Origin of the sequence: Serratia sp. NPDC087055, from assembly GCF_044900985.1 — a bacterium.
Classification (GTDB): Bacteria; Pseudomonadota; Gammaproteobacteria; order Enterobacterales; family Enterobacteriaceae; genus Serratia.
In genome coordinates, this window is the sequence record NZ_JBJDOG010000002.1 from 121,792 (window position 1) to 140,236 (window position 18,445).

Here is an 18,445-nt window from a genome sequence, read left to right on the forward strand (position 1 = left end):
TCCTGCTACTGCCATTTGCGGTGATAGGCACCGAGCGTCGTTTGCGTACCTTCAGACATCGCCCCAAGGGCTTCCATCCAGCCGGCATCAGCATGATAGGCAGCCGGATCGGCCTGACAGCGGTCAATGGCCTGACGCCAAACGCGGGCAACCTGGCTGACATAGGCCGGGCTGCGCTGGCGACCTTCGATCTTCACAGAGGCAATATTGGCGGCCAGCAGCTCTGGCAGCAGCTCCAGCGTATTGAGGCTGGTGGGTTCTTCCAGCGCGTGATAACGCACGTCGTCGACTAAATAGCGGCCCTTACACAGGGTAGGGTAGCCGGCATTCTCATCATCCCGGTAACGGTCGATCAACACGCCGTTCAGGCGTGACTCCATACCTTGAGGCGTTTGTTGCCAGCGCACGTAGCGTGCCGGCGAGCAGGCACCGACGGTATTGGGCGACTCCCCCGTCAGATAAGAAGAGAGGTAGCAGCGTCCTTCGGCCATGATGCATAGGCTGCCGAAGGCGAAGACTTCCAGCGGTACTGGGCTGGTACGTGCCAACTGCTTGACCTGATGCATCGACAACACGCGCGGCAGGACGACCCGGCCGACATCAAAATGGCGTTGGTAAAAGCGGATTGCCTCTTCATTGGTGGCGGAGGCTTGCACTGACACATGACGCTCAAGCTGCGGGTAACGTTCGGCGGCGTATTCCAGCATGGCCAAATCAGCCAGGATCAACACGTCGGCACCCAATTGTGCCGCCATGTCTACTGCGCGCTGCCAGCGGGCATAACCGTCCGGGTGGGCGAATGTGTTGATGGCAATGTGCAGTTTACGGTTGTGGCGGTGCACGTAGTCGACCGCTTCCTGCAGCTTTTTCTCGGTGAAGTTAAGGCCGGCAAAGTGGCGCGCGTTAGTATCATCTTTCAGGCCGATGTACACGGCATCTGCGCCGTTATCCACCGCAGCCTTCAGGGCCGGCAGATTACCGGCGGGACAAAGCAGCTCCATAGATTTATCCTGACTCAGCCGCACACCCGTGACGGGCGTAGGCTGTCACAATGGTTGCCGGTGACCGTTTCCAACCGGCAAACGCTAATCGGGAGGCAATTTTAGTGAAAGCGCGATGAACAGGCTTTGATTTGGGGCAGCTTCTGGCGTATTGATAACGTTGGCGGTGAAATGCACTATTTGTTGATATAGAGCGCTTCAGCCGCGCGTCATTGTGGCAAAATAGCGCGAGTCTGTATTGAAAGGAGTGAACGACAGTGTTGGAACAATTACGAGCGCGCATTGTGCGCCAGGGGCCGTCGCTGCTGCGCGTACCGCTAAAATTCACGCCGTTTGTTTTGCAGCGTCAACTTCTGGAACAGGTGTTGGGCTGGCAGTTCCGTCAGGCGTTGGCGGATGGCGATCTGGCATTTCTCGAGTCGCGCTGGTTAAAGATCGAAGTTCGCGATCTGGCGCTACACTGGTTTATGACGGTAGAAAACGACAAACTGGTTGTCAGCCAACACGCCGAGGCTGATGTGAGCTTCAGCGGGGACGCCAACGATCTGATTCTGATCGCGGCGCGTAAGCAAGATCCGGATACGCTGTTCTTTCAGCGTCGGCTGCAGATTGAAGGGGATACCGAATTGGGCCTGTACGTAAAAAATCTGATGGACGCCATTGAGCTGGAAGCCATGCCTACACCATTGCGCGTGGGTCTGCTGCAACTGGCTGAGTTTGTGGAAGCAGGGCTGCAGGAGGGCACGGTGCACACTTCCCGTGTGCCGGTATCATGCTAATTCGCGTAGAAATTCCGGTAGATGCCGCGGGGATCGATGCGCTGCTGCGCCGCGCCTTCGGCCGTGATGATGAGGCTGACCTGGTGCAACAACTGCGCGAAGATGGCCTGCTGACGCTCGGCATTGTCGCCACCGACGATGAAGGCGGCGTGGTGGGTTATGCCGCGTTCAGCCCGGTAGATGTCGCAGGCGTTGATCGCCAATGGGTCGGTTTGGCTCCGCTGGCGGTAGATGAAAGCCTGCGCCGGCAAGGGTTGGGCGAAAAGCTGATTTACGAGGGGTTGGATGCACTGAACGAGTTCAGCTATGCCGCGGTAGTCGTACTGGGCGAACCGGCCTACTACGGGCGATTGGGCTTTAAGCCTGCCGCCGCCTACGGCCTGCAATGTCGTTGGCCGGGAACCGAAACTGCGTTCCAGGTGTACCCACTGGCGGAAGATGCCTTGACCGACGTAAGCGGATTGGTTGAGTACTCAGAGCCGTTTAACCGGCTTTAACATTAACGTCCGGCAGTAAATAATCCAATGAAAGAGGCGGGTGACTCACCAGCCTCTCTTTTTGCATTTTAGTCAGTTGTTTTACCCGGTATTCCAGTCTCAATGCTTTCGAGCGATCCCCCACCAGGCAGTGAAACGCCAGCACCAGTTCCCCTTTCCCTCGCAGTGCCTTCGCACCTTTACCGGCTTGATGTTGCGTTAACCGCCGTGCCACATCGGTGGTGATGCCGGTATATAGCATACCGCTGGGCATGCGCAGCATGTAGAGATGCCAGGCTGAGTGTGTGTCCGTCATGAATAAGCAGCAACGTTGGTGGCCAAGGTCGGAATATGATGGCATGTTCCCTGCCGTAATCCCATCCCCGGCCACCCAGAGTTGACGCCCGTTAGCCTTTTTTCCCCGCCATTTCAAAGCGCGGTGAAACCATGCCGTATAACGTCCAGCCGAGGAAGGTGGCAATTGCGCCCCACATCATGGCTTCTTCGCCGGAACTGTAGAGTGCATAGAAGCTGTAGAGTGCCCCAATACCGGCGATAATATTGGCGATCCGCGCTTTGTTCTCCGGCACTTTCGCCACCTTTTGAATAATGATCAGCGCTGCCATCGACAAGATGTAGGGGATGATATTGGTCACCACCGCCAGATTCACCAGCACGTTGAACTGTTTATTCAGTGACGGGCTGATGGTCATCAGAGACAACAGGCTCTGGATGACAACAATGGTCAGCATGCCTTTAACCGGTGCATCCGCCTTGCTGAGTTTTGAGAAAATTTTCGGGAAGAAGCCACTGTCGGCAGAGGATTTGAACACCTGCGCAATGGTGAACTGCCAACCCAGCAGCGAGCCGACGCAGGACATGATCATCAGCGCCATGATGATCTTACCGACCGTCGGGTTGAACATGTGTGAAAACGCCAACCCGAAAGGCGCGGTCGAATTCGCCAGATCCATGTTGGGGACGATGCCGGCGATGACGTTGGTTGAAACGATATAGATAACCGCAGCACTGAGGGTGCCGCCGAGTACGGCGATCGGAACATTCCGTTCAGGGTTTTCCACTACGTCAGTATTGGCACAGGCGGATTCAAGGCCCAGGAACGCCCACAGGGTCATGGAGATAGAAGCCCCAATGGCTTCAAAGGTGGGTACCGAATGCGGGTTCCATGCGGCGATATAGGCGCTGCCACTGAACCAATACCAGCCGATGATAGAGATCCCCACGACCGGAATAATAACGCCCCAGACCGTGATACCGCTGATCCTGCCGGTAATGCGCGCGCCACCGAAGTTAGCAACCGTCGCTAACCACAGCACGCCAATGGTGGCGATACAGATCCCCAGTGGGCTTAGATTGGCGCCAAACAATTCAGTGCCGTAGCCGACGGCGGAAATAGCGATGGCGATATTGGCAATCAACAGCGATACACCGTAGGTGTAATTCGCCATGAAGTTCCCCGATTTACCGAAGGCGTATTCGGCATACCCGCCCATGCCGCCGGATTTTCGGCTGAACATGCCGCATTTGGCGAAGGCATAAGCGAGCGCCATTGAACCTATGGCAGTGACCAACCAGGATACGATGGAAATTGTGCCCACTTCGGCCAGTTTAGTCGGCAGCATAATTATGCCAGAACCCATCATGTTCACTGCGGTGAGGATCGTTAGCTGCACGACCCCCATTTTATTAGTAGACTTACTCATGATCATTCTCTCTTTTATAATGCGATCTGGGCGGTGAAGGGTATTCACCGCCTTGTAAGGTGTTTAATTTTTCATTACGTAACCGTAAGCACGGTTCCAGCCATCTTCATCTTTCTGGATATACACGCCTTGTAATTCCGGTGCGAAACCAGGCAATAAATTGATGCCTTCTTCCAATGCCAGGAAATAACGCTGTGCAGCACCACCCCAAATTTCCCCAGGCACAACACACAAAACACCTGGGGGATAAGGCAAGGCACCTTCGGCGGCAATTCTGCCTTCGGCTTTTGCCAGCGAGACTAATTCCACATTGCCGCGAACAAATGCGGTATTCGCATCCTGTGGATTCATGGCTACACGAGGGAAATAGCTCTTCCTGAACATTTCTTTTTGCAGTTCCTTAACGTCGTAGCTTACATAGAGGTCGTGCATTTCTTGGCAGAGCTGGCGAAGGGTATAGTTTTCATAGCGCTGCTGGTTATTTTTATAAACCGCAGGCAAAACGTCGCTAATTAAAGAGTCTTGTTCGATATGCTTTTCGAAACGGGCAATAAGCGCCACCAAATGCTGCATTTTGGCGATGTCTTCGGCCGGTGTAAGCAAGAACAAAATAGAATTGAGGTCGCATTTCTCCGGTACGATGCCGTTTTCGCGCAGATAGTTGGCCAAAATGGTTGCCGGAATACCGAAATCGCTATAATGACCGCTTGCCGTATCAATTCCCGGCGTAGTGAGCAGCAATTTGCACGGATCGACAAAATACTGCGATTCCGCATAGCCTTCAAAGGCGTGCCATTTCTCGCCGGGAACAAAGTTGAAGAAACGCAAGTCGTTGGCCATTGTTTCAGTGTCATAGGACTGCCAGGCTTTGCCGTCGATTTGGTCTGGAACAAAAGGTTTGATTAGGCTGCAGGTGTCCAGCAGCATCTTGCGTGCTTCAATGCCTACGCGAACGCACTCTTTCCACAGACGCCGGCCACTCTTGCCTTCATGCATTTTGGCATTGACGTCCAGTGCGGCAAACAGGGGGTAGAACGGGCTGGTGGACGCATGCAGCATAAAGGCATTGTTAAAGCGTTTGTGGTTGCAGTAGCGATCTTGCCCCTTGATATGCTTGTCTTTCTTGTGAATTTGCGAGGTTTGTGAGAACCCGGCCTGCTGTTTATGGACAGACTGAGTAACAATGATCCCCGGATCGTTTTCGTTGAGCTCAAGCAGCAACGGCGAGCAGTCCTTCATCATTGGAATGAATTGCTCATAACCAACCCAGGCAGAGTCGAACAAAATGTAATCGCACAGATGACCAATTTTATCGACCACCTGACGGGCGTTATAAATGGTGCCGTCGTAGGTGCCTAACTGGATGATTGCCAAACGGAAAGGCCTGGCTTCATTGGCGCGTTCAGGGGCGACTTCGCGGATCTGCTGACGTAAATAGCGTTCTTCAAAGCAATGAGCATCGATTCCGCCGATAAAGCCAAACGGATTACGGGCAGTTTCCAGATAGATCGGCGTTGCCCCCGCCTGGATCAGCGCGCCATGGTGGTTCGATTTATGGTTATTGCGGTCAAACAGCACCAAATCACCGCGTGTCAGCAGGGCGTTGGTCGCGACCTTGTTTGAGGCAGATGTGCCGTTGAGAACGAAATAGGTTTTATCTGCGTTAAACACTTTAGCGGCATGCTGTTGTGCTGCGCAGGGGGCGCCTTCATGAATCAGTAAATCCCCCAACTTCACGTCTGCGTTGCACATATCAGAACGGAAAAGGGTCTCGCCGAAGAAGTCAAAGAACTGGCGTCCTGCCGGATGTTTACGGAAAAATTCACCCCCCTGATGCCCAGGGCAAGCAAAGGTCGCATTACCCATCTCGACATACTGCGTGAGCGTATTAAAGAAAGGAGGCAGCAGTTCACTCTCATATTTAACCGCTGCGGCTTCCAGCTGTTTGCCATAGAACTGGGTGTTTTTTCCACAGAGTTCAAATACGCCATGCAGGGCAGGCAGTATGGCGTTGTCCAACTCTTCTTCGCAGCAAACTGCGACGAACACAGGAATATTCAAGCCGATCTCTTCGAGATGCGCCACCATACCCTGCGTGACGTCTTCTACTGACAATACGATGGCAGCAATATCATTAAAGTCGCTCTGATGGACATCGACAATTTCGCGAGAAGTTTCAAAACAGCCTAGGGTTTTGGTATTGGCGGCAATTTTTAATTTATTCATTTTCATCATTCTTCAGGCAAAGGTCTTCCACCGACAAGATGCGTGATCTTATCGTGGGTACCTTATATAAAATAAAGGCGAGAGAAGAACGCGGCAGTGCTTAATAGCACAGCCTGAGTTCGCTCTTTTGTATTTTCTGATGCGGCGCTTACGCCATGCAGCTATTCACTTGCACGATTTATTGAAAAATTGAAGTGCATATCCGTCCCGATTTCTCAGGATAAATAATGTGGGTGTAATAGTGACAAGCTGCTTTGGGTAAAGCGAGAGGGGGCGTTATCTGAAGTTAAAGAAGGCAAAGCTAAAGCAGCTGCGATGAGCCATCATCATAATATGTGTTGTGCGCCTAATATGCGCCATTTTGCGGTTGTTGTTTTCCATTTCTAATCCACCTTGCTGAGTGAAAAGATGGCGCTATTTTAACGCCCTTCAAGCTAAATTATGTGACATTAGTCACGTAAATGCGGCAATTGATAAATAATTATTCATTTATTATTCAGTTGTGTGCATAAAAAGTGATTTATGGGATTTTCTGCATGTAAATAGATTGATAAAAGAAAAAGGGTTTTTTGCATTACGCTTTGCCCGAGATAGAGACTAAGCAAAAGAACCCCGTTTAAACCGGCTGTATAATGCACATATAAAGATGCTTTGTTTTTTTTATGTTATAAACCCACTTGCGGTTGTTTGGAATATTAATGCAGTTTTATTGTTTTTATATTCTATTTTCGTTTTTGCAGGCATTATCGTTATTTGTGACCCTCCTCAACAACGCAGGGTAAGATGAGGAGAGGTAAAAGGGAGAACAGACGTTGAAAACGACTGAAGAGCAACAACAGATCGTGCATTTCCTCAGTAAGCAGCATGTGCTAACGCTGTGCGCCGGCAATGGTAAGGACATGTGGTGTGCCAACTGTTTTTACGTGCTTGATGCCGAGAATATGGCGCTGTGGGTGATGACGGAAACGCACACGCGTCACGGCGAACTGATGCTGAAAAACGCGGGGGTGGTGGGGACAGTCGCGCCAAAGCCGAAGACTATCGCACTGATCCGCGGCGTACAGTATCGGGCCGAAGCGGTGATACTGACCGGCGATGAAGAAGCCTTGGCCCGGGCGCGTTACTGTAAGCGTTTTCCAATAGCCAAGATGATGAAAGCACCGATTTGGCGGTTGGAACTGCAAGAAGTGAAAATGACGGACAACACGCTCGGCTTCGGTAAAAAGCTGCATTGGGCGCGGGCCTGACACAACACACTATACCCGTCATACTTGAAGCTGCCTCTTTGTTGGCTGCGCCTGCTCACCCCGGTCACCTGGTTGACCAGGCTCCCGGGGATTTACAGACTTGCCGCCTCGACGCAACTCCAATGATCTAGTGTGTATACTTTCTCATACTTATCAATTGGCGGGAGGATCTATGGCACGGGTGTTCATTGTAGGGGCCACAGGGCTGGTGGGCAGCGAATTGCTGCGTTTGTTGCAGGCCAATCCGCAGGTCACGGCGATCGTAGCGCCGACGCGTAAGCCGTTGCCGGCGCATGAAAAATTAGCCAACCCTGTGGGTGATGATCTGTTCGCGTTGCTGACAGAGCAGGAGCAACCGGCCGATATTGTTTTCTGTTGTTTAGGCACCACACGACGTGAGGCGGGCAGCGATGCGAATTTCCACTATGTCGACTACACGCTGGTGATCGAAAGCGCGTTGACCGGCCGGCGGTTAGGCGCCCAACACTGTCTGGTTGTCAGCGCATTAGGTGCAAATCCCCGCTCTACCTTCCTTTATAACCGTACTAAAGGGAACATGGAGCAGGCATTGCGTGAACAAAACTGGCCGCGCCTGACGTTGGTACGCCCCTCAATGTTGTTGGGCGAACGTTCGTCGCCACGTTTGCTCGAACGCATCACCGCGCCATTGTTCTCGTTGTTACCCGGCAAATGGCGCGCCGTTGCCGCGAAGGATGTGGCGCAGACGCTGCTGGATCAGACGTTCAGCCCCGGCAGCGGCGTTAAGGTATTGGAATCCGATCGGCTGCATTGTTATCACAGCACACGCTGAGATTATCGAACGCCAATTCCAGGCCGAGCGGTAATTCGTTATCCATCAGCCACAGATCGAGATGGTGGCTGATATGCGTGAGCAACGTGCGGCCCGGCTGCAGGCGCTGCTGGATCTCCAACGCACGGGTTAAATCGTTATGGTTGCGTGGCGCCTGTGGTTGGGGCGGTAGGCTACAGTCGAGTACCAGCAAATCCAGCGGCACTTGGCGCAGGAAAGCCTCGCTATCCGGCGGCAAACCGACGGTATCGGTCAGATAGGCCAGTGATTTCCCTGCGGCCTGGATCAGATAACCCAGCGTGAGTTTCGAATGCTGTAGGGGCAGTGGGGTGACGTGCAGCCCCCCCAGCGCAATAGGTTCGAAAGGTGTAAGCGGAGGCTGAAATGCCAGTATACCGGGGTGTTTAAAGAGGTCATCGCAACCCTGCTCATCCGCCGGACCGTACACGGGGATGAAATTTCCGCACCCCCAGCGCAAAGGAAATAACCCCTGAACGTGATCCATGTGGTAATGTGTCAGTAAAAAACGTTGAATTTCCCCCGCCGAAAAGCGCCGTTCTAGCGACGGCAATCCCGCATCCAGCAAGGTCGTTTCTCCCTGAAATTTAAGCATCGCGCTGCACGGTCGTCGCCGAAAAGCCGGTTCACGCCGCGCCCGCTGACACACCAGACAGTCACAGCCGAACACCGGGATCTGCTGCGCGCCGCCGGTGCCGAGAAACGTCAGTTGCATGTCGTCACTCCTATTCCCTTCGCCTTTGCCGCCTGGCCGCAACGCGAAATTCATTGGGTAATATTGATAAGGCCTTAGAGATATTTCTCCGCAAAGGCATGGATATCACGGAAATCCGCCAGCCGCTGTTGCAGCGTCTGATGATCCCAATGCCACCACTGGCTGCGTTCAATTCGCTCTATCAAGGCATCGTCGAAACGCATGCCAATCTTTTTGGCTGCCACGCCAGCGACAATCTCATAAGGCCCGACATCTTTGGTGACGACCGCTGCGCTGCCGATGACCGCACCGTTACCGATGCTGACGCCGGGCATCACGATGGCGTTATGGCCGATCCACACGTCGTGGCCTATGGTCACGTGGTGCTCACGCCGCCAATCGAAGAATGCCTCGTCATCCTCACCCAGATCGTACTCTGAAGCGCGGTAGGTGAAATGATGTTGGGCAATGCGCTGGTAGGTAGGGTGGTTGCCAGGATTGATGCGTGCGTAAGAGGCGATGGACACAAATTTGCCGATGGTGGCGTAAAAAATCTGGTTATGTCCGGCAGTGTAGGAATAGTCGCCCATTTCTACTTCCTCCAGAATGGCGTCGTCAGCCAGATGGACATACAGACCGAGCCGACTGCGGGTAAGGGTCACGTTGTCGCCGATTCTCGGTTGTGCAAAGTCGCTCATGGTATGGCGTCCTGAGGGTATTTTGTGGATGAAGGCAGCAGCGCGAACAGTGCCGCCAGAGTGGCATCGAGGTTGCCGTCGTTATCCAACAAACGGCAATGGGGGGGCAGATGCTGTTGATACTCCGCCGCCCGAACCAGCCGCTGCTCGATCTGGTCGGCACTTTCGCGCCCGCGGTTGTGTAGACGCTGGCGCAGAATGTCGGTGCTGACCTGCAGGCAGACCGGCAGCAGTTGTGCACCATAGCGCTGCTGCGCTTGCGGCAGGTGGGCGCGCGAACCGTTGACCACGACATCGATCCCCTGAAGCAACCAGAGATCGACCTCGATCCCAAAGGCGTAATGGTGTTGGTGCGCTTGCCAGTCGAGGGCAAAAAGCCCCTTGGCTCGGCGGCGCAGAAATTCGCGTTCGCTGAGCGCAATATGGTTTTCGCAGCCAGCGTCTGCCGGCCTTGTGATATAGCGGTGTGCAACCAGCGGCGCGCTGTCAGCATCGGCACGCAGTGCAGCCAGCAGGCTGTCTTTACCTGAGCCGGAAGGCCCCATCAAATAGATAAGGTACGCCATCAGAACACCTGCTTGCCCTGGCGCCACACGTTTTGCACGTAGATGTGCTCACCGTGTGATCGCGCCAATACCAGGTCCGCGCGTAAGCCTTCGGCGATCGTCCCGCGATCGTGTAAATCCAATGCTCTGGCAGGGTTGCGGGTGATCATTTGCACCGCCTGCGGCAAGTTGTAGCCGTTGCGTTCATCGGCGGCGATGCGGAATGCAGCATCCAGCAGACTGGCCGGGTAATAATCGGAGGACAGGATATCCAGCACCCCCAGCGCCGCCAGATGGTGTGCTGCGACATTGCCGGAATGCGAACCGCCACGCACGATGTTGGGGGCGCCCATCAGCACCTGCAGCCCTTGCTGATGCGAAGCGAGAGCGGCATCCTCGGTGGTCGGGAATTCAGCGATTACGCTACCCAGCCCGCAGGACTCGCTGACGTGTGCCGCGGTGGCGTCATCATGGCTGGCGAGTGAAATTTTGCGCGCTCGGCAATGGGCAGCGATCGCCTCGCGGTTAGGCGTAGCCCAGCGGGCGGAAAGGCTTACCTGCTGTTCTTCATACTCGCTCATTTGCTGGTCATTGAGGTGATACTTACCTTGGTAATACTCGCGGTACTTTTCACGCGAGGCGAACTGACGCTGGCCCGGCGAATGGTCCATCAACGACACCAGCGACACGCCAGGCTTGTCCATCAGCTGCTCGAACAGCGGCAGGGTGCTTTCGTTCGGCAGTTCACAGCGCAGGTGTAGCCGGTGTTCGGCGCGGTTGACCCCCGCACGCTGGCTGTGGATCACGGCATCGATCATTTTTTGCAGGTTTTCCAGACGGTGCCCGCCGTCACGCACGTCGCCGATTGCCACCGCGTCCAGCACCGTGGTGATGCCGTTGGCAACCATCAGCGCATCGTGGCTGCTCATCGCCGAATGTGCCGGCCAGTCGACATTCGGGCGCGGGGTGAAAAACTTGTCCAAATTGTCGGTGTGCAGCTCAATCAGCCCTGGCAGTAACCAGCCACCTTCACCGTTCAGTGCTTGCGGCAACTGGCTGGGCGTATCGGTAAAGCTGCGAATAATGCCGTCGCTGATCTCCAGCGATCCTTCGACGATCTGATCTTCCAGCACCAGCTTAACGTTATTGATGATCATCAGGGGATCTCCAGCGCCTGTGGCGCCTGCATGTCATATAACCGGTCGGCGACCTGCTGACGGACGCCTTCATCATGGAAAATGCCGACGATTGCGGCACCGCGCTGTTTTGCCTGTTCGATGAGGCCGACGACCGCCGCGCTGTTGCGGCTGTCGAGTGAGGCCGTCGGCTCATCCAGTAGCAGGATCGGGTAGTCGACGATAAAGCCGCGCGCGATGTTGACCCGCTGTTGTTCACCGCCAGAGAAAGTGGATGGCGCCAACTGCCACAGACGTTGCGGCACGTTGAGTTGATTGAGCAGCGTTTCGGCGCGTTCGCGGCATTCGTTGCGGTTAACGCCTTGTTCCAACAGCGGCTGCATTACCACGTCCAGCGCGCTAATACGCGGGATCACCCGCAGAAACTGGCTGACCCAGCCCAGAGTGTGGCGGCGTACGGCCAGAATCTGGCGTGCTTCGGCCTGCACCATGTCCAACCATTCGCCCTGGTGATTGACCCAAATATGGCCGCTGTCGGGCAGGTAATTCGCGTACAGCGAACGCAGCAGGGTCGATTTTCCACTGCCGGAATGGCCATGTAGAACGACACATTCGCCGCTGCTGACGGTCATATTGGCATCCTGTAGCACCGGCAGTTGTGTGCCATGTTGCTGGTGGAGCACAAAGGTTTTACTGAGGTGTTCAACCCGGATCTGAATAGTCATCTGTTATCACCTTACGTTACGACAGCACCGAAGAAACCAGCAGTTGGGTATAGGGATGGTGCGGGTCGTCCAGCACCCGGTCGGTCAGCCCGCTTTCCACCACCTCGCCTTGTTTCATCACCAACAATCGGTGTGCCAGCAGGCGCGCTACGCCAAGATCGTGAGTCACGATCACCGCCGCCAACTGCATCTCCACCACCAGGGTGCGCAGCAGATCGAGCAGCCGCGCCTGTACCGACACGTCCAACCCGCCGGTCGGTTCGTCCATGAATACCAGTTTCGGGTGGGTCACCAGATTGCGGGCGATTTGCAACCGCTGCTGCATACCGCCGGAGAAGGTGGTCGGCAGATCGTCAAGGCGCGACACAGGGATCTCAACATCCTCCAGCCACTGGCTGGCCTGGCGGCGGATATCGCCGTAGTGGCGCTGGCCGATAGCCATCAGACGTTCACCGATGTTGCCGCCGGCAGACACCTTGGGCCGTAACCCGTCAAGCGGGTGCTGATGCACCACGCCCCAGTCGGTGCGCAGCAGGCGGCGGCGATCGCTTTCCGCCATCGCATACAGATCATGCTGTTGCCCGGCTTGAGGACGATAGAGGATCTGCCCATTCTGCGGTGCCAACCGTGCAGAGATGGATTTCAATAGGGTGGTTTTGCCAGAACCGGATTCGCCGACAATACCCAGCACTTCACCGGGATAAATATCGAAAGACACATCGCTAAAACCTTTGCCGGGTGCGTACAGGTGGGTCAGGTTAGCCACTGACAGCAGCGGCGTGGTGCTCAACGGGGTAGAAGTCATCAGTGCTGCACCTTTTGCGAAGGTTGCGCCAGTTGCTGCTGGCAGTAATCGGTGTCGGAGCAGACGAACATGCGGTTGCCCTGGTCGTCGAGAACCACTTCATCCAGATAGCTGTGGCGTGAGCCGCACAGCGCGCAAGGTTCGTCCCACTGCTGCACGCTGAAGGGGTGATCGTCGAAGTCCAGGCTTTCTACCTTGGTAAACGGCGGTAGGGCGTAGATACGTTTCTCACGCCCAGCGCCAAACAGCTGTAGTGCAGGCATCATGTGCATCTTCGGATTATCGAATTTCGGGATCGGCGACGGGTCCATCACGTAGCGGTCATTGACCTTCACCGGGTAGGCGTAGGTGGTCGCAATATGGCCGTAGCGCGCGATGTCCTCATATAACTTCACCTGCATCACGCCATACTCTTCCAGTGCGTGCATCTTGCGGGTTTCGGTTTCACGCGGTTCGATAAAGCGCAGAGGTTCCGGGATCGGAACCTGATAAATCAGGATCTGGTCCTCGCGCAAGGCGGTTTCCGGGATACGGTGCCGGGTCTGGATCAGCGTGGCTTCCGGCGTGCGTTCGGTGGTGGCAACCCCGGCAACGCGTTGGAAGAAGCGGCGGATGGAAACCGCGTTCGTGGTGTCGTCGGCCCCTTGGTCAATCACTTTCAGTACGTCGGCACGGCCAATCACGCTGGCGGTCAACTGAATGCCGCCAGTCCCCCAGCCGTAGGGCATCGGCATTTCACGGCCGCCGAACGGGACCTGATAACCGGGGATCGCCACCGCCTTCAAAATCGCGCGGCGGATCATGCGTTTGGTCTGCTCGTCCAGATAGCCAAGGTTATAACCGGTTAATACTTCACTCATTGCGGGCCTCCTGACGCTCGCTGAATTCCTGGCGCAGACGCTTGAGCAATTCCAGCTCGGCCTGGAAGTCGACGTAGTGCGGCAATTTGAGATGGGAAACAAAACCGGCGGCTTCGACGTTATCGGCATGGGCCAGTACGAACTCTTCGTCCTGCGCCGGGCTGGCGATACCTTCGTCGTATTCGGGGCTTTGCAGAGCACGATCCACCAGCGCCATCGCCATCGCTTTGCGTTCAGCGCGGCCAAACACCAGGCCGTAGCCGCGGGTGAAATGCGGTGGCTGATCGACCGGGTCAATGAAACCGTTGACCATTTCGCACTCGGTTAACAGGATCTCGCCAATATCTACGGCGAAACCCAGCTCTTCAGGTACGATCTCCGCCGACACATAGCCGGTGCGGATCTCACCGGCGAACGGGTGGGTGCGACCGTAGCCACGCTGGGTGGAGTAGCTCAGGGCCAGCAAGAAACCTTCGTCGCCGCGCACCAGTTGTTGCAGGCGTGCCGAGCGTGAACAAGGGTAAACCGGCGGATTGCGGGTGATGTCATCTGGCGTGCTGCCGTCATCCTGTTCCGCCTGCGCTAATTGCTGCTGGCTAAGCAGACTGAACACGTGCGCGCAATTCTCTGGCAAGGGTTCGTCGGCATGGGGAGCACGCGGTGTTTCGCCTTCCGCCAACAGGGCAAAATCCAGCAGGCGGTGCGTGTAGTCGTAGGTGGGGCCGAGAACCTGCCCACCGGGCAAGTCTTTGTAAACCGCAGAAATACGGCGTTCCAGCCGCATATTTACGGTCTCTAAAGGCTCGCTGACCGCCAGCCGTGGCAAGGTGGTGCGATAGGCGCGCAGTAAGAAAATCGCCTCGACCAGATCGCCGCTCGCCTGCTTGATCGCCAGCGCTGCCAGCTCCGGGTCGTAGATACCGCCTTCGGTCATCACGCGATCCACGGCCAATCCCAACTGTTGTTCAATTTGTTGAGTGCCGAGCGCCGGCACGCTGTCGTCACCGCGCCGCAATTGCTCTTGTAACTGATGGGCGGCCTCAATGGCTTTTTCGCCCCCTTTAACGGCAACGTACATCAGCATACCTCCACGCGGGTGGTCCGCGGTAACGCCAGCAGACGTTCACCGCAGGTCAGTAGAAAGTCCAACCCCAGCGGGAAGCGTTGCGGTCGGTTGATGAGATAGTCCAGCAGTGCCGGGGGTAACGACGGTGAGATAACCCGTTGATGTTCAATGCCGGGGCCGGTCAGCCGTAATGCGGTGCCTTGTTCTAAACTCGCGATCTGCACCACCACGGTGGTACTGAATTCAGGGGAAATCTCACTGCCGTGTGGTAATGCTTGTAAATCAGTGGCTTGCAGTTGCATATCAAACAGGGCAAAACTCACGTTATCGGCCTGTGTTGCCAATGGCGCACCGCTGTGGAAGCGAATGTTTGTTAGTACTTGCTCACTTTCTAGCGCTGGGCAGAGTTGCAGTGGTGTCTCTTGATCTGCCAGTGTCAGTAGCGCGGCGGTACTGGCGGCGTTCAGGGTGCCCCAGGCGGGGCTACCCGGAAGCGTAACGACATGCCCAGGCTCGCTTAACGCTTTAAGAATCAAGCGAAAAGCGTGCTGTGATTGTTCGATCGGTTGTGCAAAACCTGTCAGTAGGCTCATGGATTAATCCCCCCGCACCAGCGTAAAGAAATCCACCCGGCTGGACGCCACTGCCCGCGCACGCAGCTGGCGCTGTTCATGTTGAAGGGCAGCCAGCGGCTCAATCAGCTGCTGTTGCAGTAACTCGGCCTGCTCCGGCTGTTGCAGCAGGGCATCTGCCAGTGCGCAAAGTTCGGCGTGAGCCTTGTCACGCCCGGCAATGTAGCTATAACCGTAACCGCCGTTGTCGAGCTGGACCACCGCACGGGTGACGGTCATATCACCCAATACAAAGCGGCGGCCGGTCGCGCCCATGCGCCCCTGCAACTGCGCCAGGCCAATCTCCGGTGCGCGAAGGGTTTGGAAGCGCGGGTTCAGGTTCAGCGCCTGCCAGTGGCTGCGCAACTGGGCGGGTTGGCTGTGCGCCAATACTGACATCCAGCGTTGTCTAGGCTGTAAGGTTTGCATTCAGTGCTCCATCGTCAGTTCAATCATGTCGGCGCGCGCCAGGCTGACGGAGTATTCCGCCACGCTGTCACTGCCGGTGCAGACGTTCAGGGTGCGTACGCACAACAGAGGTGCGTGGGTGGCAATTTCAAGTAACCGGCTCTCTTTAGCCTGAGCGCGGCGTGCGCTGATGCGCGTCTGGCTGCGGGTCAGCGACTGGTGGATGTTTGATTCGATAAATTCGTGCAGCGAACCGCTGTGGAACTGCTGTAGTGCCGGCCACCAGTCCAAATCAGGCAGATAATGGTCGATCACGCTCATCGGCACGCCGTTGACCCGACGCAGGGTACGCAGATGGATCACCATTTCGCCTTCTTCACGTGACAGCGCACTGGCGATATGCCCATTACACGGGCGTAATACTGCGAGTAAGCGCTCACTGGTGGGGTGACTTCCCTGTTCGAAAAGGTTCTGGCTAAAGCGGGTATTGGCATGCAGCGGGTAATCATACGGGCGCATTAGCACCAGAATGCCAATGCCGTGTCGGCGCTGTAGCCAGCCGCGGTCCACCAATTGGTCGACGGCGCGACGCAAGGTATGGCGGTTCACCTGATAGCGCTCTGCCAACTGCTGCTCGGAAGGCAAATAGTCGCCGCAGCGGTATTGGGTGCGTAACTCTTGCTCAAGCTGTGCCGCGATTTGCTGGTAACGGGTAGGGAAACTGGTCGGATGTCTAGATAAGTCCATCATAATAAAAACCTCGTCGTGCCGGATACCCACTCGCTGTATGCAGATGGTTGGCGTTGCATGATGTGTACCCCGTGGTGAAGTTGGCATAATCTTGCCGGGGCCAGATGACAATCGCGTTACGCGTCGGTGGCGAACAGATGAACTATTTAGGACAGGCCGATGATGCGCACGGGCCTGCGTCGCGCTAAGCTGATGCTATTGATGATTGAACCGAGCCAACCCCATGCCGCATCCCCTGACTGCAACTGAAAACCGTCCCCGCCCTTGGCCATTGTGGAAGCCGATCCTGTTTCTGCTGGTGATGGCCGTGGGCCTCTACTACGTCAAATGGCAGCCTTATTACGGCAAGGCCTTCCTGGCGGCGGATACGCACTCGATCGGCAAATCGATACTGGCTAACGGTGAGAGCAGCCCGTGGCTGGCGGCATGGCACTATGCGCTGGTCTACTTCACCGCGGTGTGGAAGGCAGCGGTACTGGGCGTGGTGCTGGGCTCACTGGTACAGGTGCTGATCCCACGTGATTGGCTGATACGCACGTTGGGACACCCGCGTTTTTCCGGCACCTTGCTGGGGGCGGCGATGGCTCTGCCGGGGATGATGTGCACCTGTTGTGCGGCACCGGTTGCCGCCGGGCTGCGTCGCCAGTCGGTATCCAGCGGGGCGGCGATGGCATTCTGGCTCAGTAACCCGGTGTTAAATCCGGCGACGCTGATTTTTATGGGGTTTGTGCTCGGCTGGCAGTTTGCCGCGATCCGGCTGGTGGCGGGCGTCGTTATGGTGCTCGGCATTGCTTGGCTGGTGCAGCGTGTTACGGCTAAGGATCCACACCCCGCTGCGCTGCAACAGCCTCTGATGCCGCTGGATAAAACTGAGGGTCACCCCTTCCTCGGCCGTTGGCTCAAGGCGTTGTGGTCGCTGTTTTGGTCAACCATTCCGATTTACATTCTGGCCGTGCTGGCGCTCGGGGCCGCGCGCGTTTGGCTGTTCCCGCATGCCGATGGCGCGATAGATAACAGCGTACTGTGGATTATTGGGTTGGCGATCGCCGGTTGCCTGTTCGTGATCCCGACGGCGGCGGAAATTCCGATTGTGCAGGCCATGATGCTGGCGGGGATGGGCACCGGCCCGGCGCTGGCGCTGCTGATGACCCTGCCTGCGGTCAGCTTGCCTTCGCTGCTGATGCTGAACAACGCCTTCTCTGCCAAAGCGCTGTGCCTGACTGCATTGCTGGTGGTGTTGTGCGGCATCATCACGGGCGTGGTGGGGATGGGGTTGGTGTAACTTATAGCCACTGATTCGTGGCCTGATGCTGTCTCAAGGGAGGAGATGGAAATGGAACAGCGGAATAAACCTGAAGTGGACGCGAAGTTTATGTCCCAAGAGGAAGGGTGCGTGAGAGGGTGAATGCCGCCTTTGAACGCTTAAGAAACGGCACTGCGGTTTATATAAGCCATTCGGAGGTAGAAAAACGAATGGCTATATTCAAAGCGAAAATCCGGGGGAGTTATCGGCGATAATGTCGAGCTGTACTGGCTCAGAGCTGAACCGACAGTTTCCACGGATAGAACACAATCTTATCTGGCTGTCGGCTTTGAGCGAGGAGCCGACGTTCTTGCGCTATAGTGAATGTCTGCGCTTCCACTCATCAACGACATCACCCAAATTTTTTGGTGCGTCATTGCGTATCCAGGCCATGAATTCGCGGTCAAATCGGAAATCTGGACCGCACTCATCCATCATGAAACGGCGAACGTTTTGTGTATTTCTGTAGTCTTTATCCACGATTGTTGAACGTGTTAATGAAGAACTATGCCAGTCGATGTTCACTTGTTGACTCCTGTTTTAAGCAAACGATAGCAGCGTT

22 protein-coding genes are annotated in these 18,445 nt (G+C 55.8%); 5 read left to right on the forward strand and 17 right to left on the reverse strand.

All coding sequences use genetic code 11. The features are described from left to right. Window positions 1–5: 5 nt before the first annotated feature. Window positions 6–1,001 carry a peptidase U32 family protein gene (locus ACI2J2_RS14320; protein WP_209634379.1) on the reverse strand — a complete coding sequence of 332 codons (996 nt, stop codon included), beginning with the start codon at window positions 999–1,001 and terminating at the stop codon, window positions 6–8. Between the two features lie 257 nt (window positions 1,002–1,258). Between ACI2J2_RS14320 and ACI2J2_RS14325 the strand changes: the two genes are divergently transcribed. Further along, window positions 1,259–1,780, forward strand: coding sequence for an SCP2 domain-containing protein (locus ACI2J2_RS14325; RefSeq protein ID WP_209634381.1), 522 nt, complete (start codon window positions 1,259–1,261; stop codon window positions 1,778–1,780). Next, window positions 1,774–2,277 carry a GNAT family N-acetyltransferase gene (locus ACI2J2_RS14330; protein ID WP_209634383.1) on the forward strand — a complete coding sequence of 168 codons (504 nt, stop codon included), beginning with the start codon at window positions 1,774–1,776 and terminating at the stop codon, window positions 2,275–2,277. Before ACI2J2_RS14325 ends, ACI2J2_RS14330 begins: the two co-directional genes overlap by 7 nt. On the opposite strand, the gene ACI2J2_RS14335 is transcribed toward ACI2J2_RS14330, so the two are convergent. The 4 genes from ACI2J2_RS14335 to speFL form a co-directional block, all read right to left on the reverse strand. Continuing rightward, window positions 2,264–2,572 (reverse strand): GIY-YIG nuclease family protein, encoded by a 309-nt coding sequence (locus tag ACI2J2_RS14335; protein ID WP_404760429.1) that lies wholly within the window; start codon window positions 2,570–2,572, stop codon window positions 2,264–2,266. The two genes, ACI2J2_RS14330 and ACI2J2_RS14335, sit on opposite strands and share 14 nt — an antisense overlap. A 91-nt stretch (window positions 2,573–2,663) precedes the next feature. Further along, a complete protein-coding gene (gene potE / locus ACI2J2_RS14340; RefSeq protein WP_209634385.1) occupies window positions 2,664–3,980 on the reverse strand; it encodes a putrescine-ornithine antiporter in 1,317 nt (438 codons plus the stop codon). 63 nt (window positions 3,981–4,043) lie between these two features. Then, a complete protein-coding gene (speF, locus tag ACI2J2_RS14345; RefSeq protein WP_265556230.1) occupies window positions 4,044–6,206 on the reverse strand; it encodes an ornithine decarboxylase SpeF in 2,163 nt (720 codons plus the stop codon). Window positions 6,207–6,482: 276 nt separating this feature from the next. Continuing rightward, window positions 6,483–6,587 (reverse strand): leader peptide SpeFL, encoded by a 105-nt coding sequence (gene speFL, locus ACI2J2_RS14350; RefSeq protein WP_112363015.1) that lies wholly within the window; start codon window positions 6,585–6,587, stop codon window positions 6,483–6,485. 431 nt (window positions 6,588–7,018) lie between these two features. On the opposite strand from speFL, the gene ACI2J2_RS14355 reads away from it, so the two are divergent. Together ACI2J2_RS14355 and ACI2J2_RS14360 are read left to right on the forward strand one after the other, a co-directional pair. Beyond that, complete coding sequence (locus tag ACI2J2_RS14355) at window positions 7,019–7,453, forward strand: YhbP family protein (RefSeq protein WP_404760313.1); 435 nt, start codon at window positions 7,019–7,021, stop codon at window positions 7,451–7,453. Between the two features lie 172 nt (window positions 7,454–7,625). Beyond that, window positions 7,626–8,264 (forward strand): NAD(P)H-binding protein, encoded by a 639-nt coding sequence (locus tag ACI2J2_RS14360; RefSeq protein ID WP_404760314.1) that lies wholly within the window; start codon window positions 7,626–7,628, stop codon window positions 8,262–8,264. Here ACI2J2_RS14360 and phnP read toward each other — a convergent pair. The 11 genes from phnP to phnF form a co-directional block, all read right to left on the reverse strand. Beyond that, the gene (gene phnP / locus ACI2J2_RS14365) at window positions 8,215–8,997 is read right to left on the reverse strand and encodes a phosphonate metabolism protein PhnP (protein WP_209634395.1); all 783 of its coding nucleotides are present in this window, start codon (window positions 8,995–8,997) and stop codon (window positions 8,215–8,217) included. The genes ACI2J2_RS14360 and phnP overlap by 50 nt on opposite strands. A 74-nt stretch (window positions 8,998–9,071) precedes the next feature. Then, on the reverse strand, window positions 9,072–9,674 hold the full coding sequence (locus ACI2J2_RS14370; protein ID WP_209634397.1) for a DapH/DapD/GlmU-related protein: 603 nt from the start codon (window positions 9,672–9,674) through the stop codon (window positions 9,072–9,074). Beyond that, window positions 9,671–10,240, reverse strand: coding sequence for a ribose 1,5-bisphosphokinase (phnN, locus tag ACI2J2_RS14375; protein ID WP_265556228.1), 570 nt, complete (start codon window positions 10,238–10,240; stop codon window positions 9,671–9,673). Before phnN ends, ACI2J2_RS14370 begins: the two co-directional genes overlap by 4 nt. Then, a complete protein-coding gene (gene phnM, locus ACI2J2_RS14380) occupies window positions 10,240–11,376 on the reverse strand; it encodes an alpha-D-ribose 1-methylphosphonate 5-triphosphate diphosphatase (protein ID WP_404760315.1) in 1,137 nt (378 codons plus the stop codon). The genes phnN and phnM overlap by 1 nt, the downstream gene beginning before the upstream one ends. Continuing rightward, entirely contained in the window at window positions 11,376–12,080 is a 705-nt protein-coding gene (phnL, locus tag ACI2J2_RS14385) for a phosphonate C-P lyase system protein PhnL (protein ID WP_404760316.1), read from the reverse strand. The genes phnM and phnL overlap by 1 nt, the downstream gene beginning before the upstream one ends. 16 nt (window positions 12,081–12,096) lie before the next feature. Continuing rightward, window positions 12,097–12,885, reverse strand: a complete 789-nt coding sequence (gene phnK, locus ACI2J2_RS14390; protein ID WP_209634404.1) for a phosphonate C-P lyase system protein PhnK — start codon at window positions 12,883–12,885, stop codon at window positions 12,097–12,099. Then, the gene (locus ACI2J2_RS14395) at window positions 12,885–13,745 is read right to left on the reverse strand and encodes an alpha-D-ribose 1-methylphosphonate 5-phosphate C-P-lyase PhnJ (protein ID WP_037426030.1); all 861 of its coding nucleotides are present in this window, start codon (window positions 13,743–13,745) and stop codon (window positions 12,885–12,887) included. Before ACI2J2_RS14395 ends, phnK begins: the two co-directional genes overlap by 1 nt. After that, window positions 13,738–14,823: a carbon-phosphorus lyase complex subunit PhnI gene (locus ACI2J2_RS14400; RefSeq protein ID WP_209634406.1), complete on the reverse strand. Its 1,086-nt coding sequence runs from the start codon at window positions 14,821–14,823 to the stop codon at window positions 13,738–13,740. The genes ACI2J2_RS14395 and ACI2J2_RS14400 overlap by 8 nt, the downstream gene beginning before the upstream one ends. Beyond that, window positions 14,823–15,404, reverse strand: coding sequence for a phosphonate C-P lyase system protein PhnH (phnH, locus tag ACI2J2_RS14405; protein ID WP_209634408.1), 582 nt, complete (start codon window positions 15,402–15,404; stop codon window positions 14,823–14,825). Before phnH ends, ACI2J2_RS14400 begins: the two co-directional genes overlap by 1 nt. Before the next feature lie 3 nt (window positions 15,405–15,407). Beyond that, entirely contained in the window at window positions 15,408–15,851 is a 444-nt protein-coding gene (gene phnG, locus ACI2J2_RS14410) for a phosphonate C-P lyase system protein PhnG (protein WP_404760317.1), read from the reverse strand. Beyond that, window positions 15,852–16,577: a phosphonate metabolism transcriptional regulator PhnF gene (phnF, locus tag ACI2J2_RS14415; protein WP_265556262.1), complete on the reverse strand. Its 726-nt coding sequence runs from the start codon at window positions 16,575–16,577 to the stop codon at window positions 15,852–15,854. Between the two features lie 226 nt (window positions 16,578–16,803). Between phnF and ACI2J2_RS14420 the strand changes: the two genes are divergently transcribed. Next, on the forward strand, window positions 16,804–17,862 hold the full coding sequence (locus tag ACI2J2_RS14420; protein ID WP_404760318.1) for a permease: 1,059 nt from the start codon (window positions 16,804–16,806) through the stop codon (window positions 17,860–17,862). A 336-nt stretch (window positions 17,863–18,198) separates the two neighbouring features. Here the strand turns inward: ACI2J2_RS14420 and ACI2J2_RS14425 are convergent, their stop codons facing one another. Then, window positions 18,199–18,408: a DUF6434 domain-containing protein gene (locus tag ACI2J2_RS14425; RefSeq protein WP_261154675.1), complete on the reverse strand. Its 210-nt coding sequence runs from the start codon at window positions 18,406–18,408 to the stop codon at window positions 18,199–18,201. Between the last annotated feature and the right edge of the window lie 37 nt (window positions 18,409–18,445).

What these genes read in the sequence shown, in the direction of transcription:
- phnN (WP_265556228.1), bottom strand. Translation starts at nt 10,240, where the DNA reads ATGGCGTACCTTATCTATTTGATGGGGCCTTCCGGCTCAGGTAAAGAC.
- phnL (WP_404760316.1), bottom strand. Translation starts at nt 12,080, where the DNA reads ATGACTATTCAGATCCGGGTTGAACACCTCAGTAAAACCTTTGTGCTC.
- speFL (WP_112363015.1), bottom strand. Translation starts at nt 6,587, where the DNA reads ATGGAAAACAACAACCGCAAAATGGCGCATATTAGGCGCACAACACAT.
- ACI2J2_RS14330 (WP_209634383.1), top strand. Translation starts at nt 1,774, where the DNA reads ATGCTAATTCGCGTAGAAATTCCGGTAGATGCCGCGGGGATCGATGCG.
- phnP (WP_209634395.1), bottom strand. Translation starts at nt 8,997, where the DNA reads ATGCAACTGACGTTTCTCGGCACCGGCGGCGCGCAGCAGATCCCGGTG.
- speF (WP_265556230.1), bottom strand. Translation starts at nt 6,206, where the DNA reads ATGAATAAATTAAAAATTGCCGCCAATACCAAAACCCTAGGCTGTTTT.
- ACI2J2_RS14420 (WP_404760318.1), top strand. Translation starts at nt 16,804, where the DNA reads ATGCCGCATCCCCTGACTGCAACTGAAAACCGTCCCCGCCCTTGGCCA.
- phnH (WP_209634408.1), bottom strand. Translation starts at nt 15,404, where the DNA reads ATGAGCCTACTGACAGGTTTTGCACAACCGATCGAACAATCACAGCAC.
- ACI2J2_RS14395 (WP_037426030.1), bottom strand. Translation starts at nt 13,745, where the DNA reads ATGAGTGAAGTATTAACCGGTTATAACCTTGGCTATCTGGACGAGCAG.
- ACI2J2_RS14320 (WP_209634379.1), bottom strand. Translation starts at nt 1,001, where the DNA reads ATGGAGCTGCTTTGTCCCGCCGGTAATCTGCCGGCCCTGAAGGCTGCG.
- phnK (WP_209634404.1), bottom strand. Translation starts at nt 12,885, where the DNA reads ATGACTTCTACCCCGTTGAGCACCACGCCGCTGCTGTCAGTGGCTAAC.
- phnG (WP_404760317.1), bottom strand. Translation starts at nt 15,851, where the DNA reads ATGCAAACCTTACAGCCTAGACAACGCTGGATGTCAGTATTGGCGCAC.
- ACI2J2_RS14400 (WP_209634406.1), bottom strand. Translation starts at nt 14,823, where the DNA reads ATGTACGTTGCCGTTAAAGGGGGCGAAAAAGCCATTGAGGCCGCCCAT.
- ACI2J2_RS14360 (WP_404760314.1), top strand. Translation starts at nt 7,626, where the DNA reads ATGGCACGGGTGTTCATTGTAGGGGCCACAGGGCTGGTGGGCAGCGAA.
- ACI2J2_RS14370 (WP_209634397.1), bottom strand. Translation starts at nt 9,674, where the DNA reads ATGAGCGACTTTGCACAACCGAGAATCGGCGACAACGTGACCCTTACC.
- ACI2J2_RS14335 (WP_404760429.1), bottom strand. Translation starts at nt 2,572, where the DNA reads ATGACGGACACACACTCAGCCTGGCATCTCTACATGCTGCGCATGCCC.
- potE (WP_209634385.1), bottom strand. Translation starts at nt 3,980, where the DNA reads ATGAGTAAGTCTACTAATAAAATGGGGGTCGTGCAGCTAACGATCCTC.
- phnM (WP_404760315.1), bottom strand. Translation starts at nt 11,376, where the DNA reads ATGATCATCAATAACGTTAAGCTGGTGCTGGAAGATCAGATCGTCGAA.
- phnF (WP_265556262.1), bottom strand. Translation starts at nt 16,577, where the DNA reads ATGGACTTATCTAGACATCCGACCAGTTTCCCTACCCGTTACCAGCAA.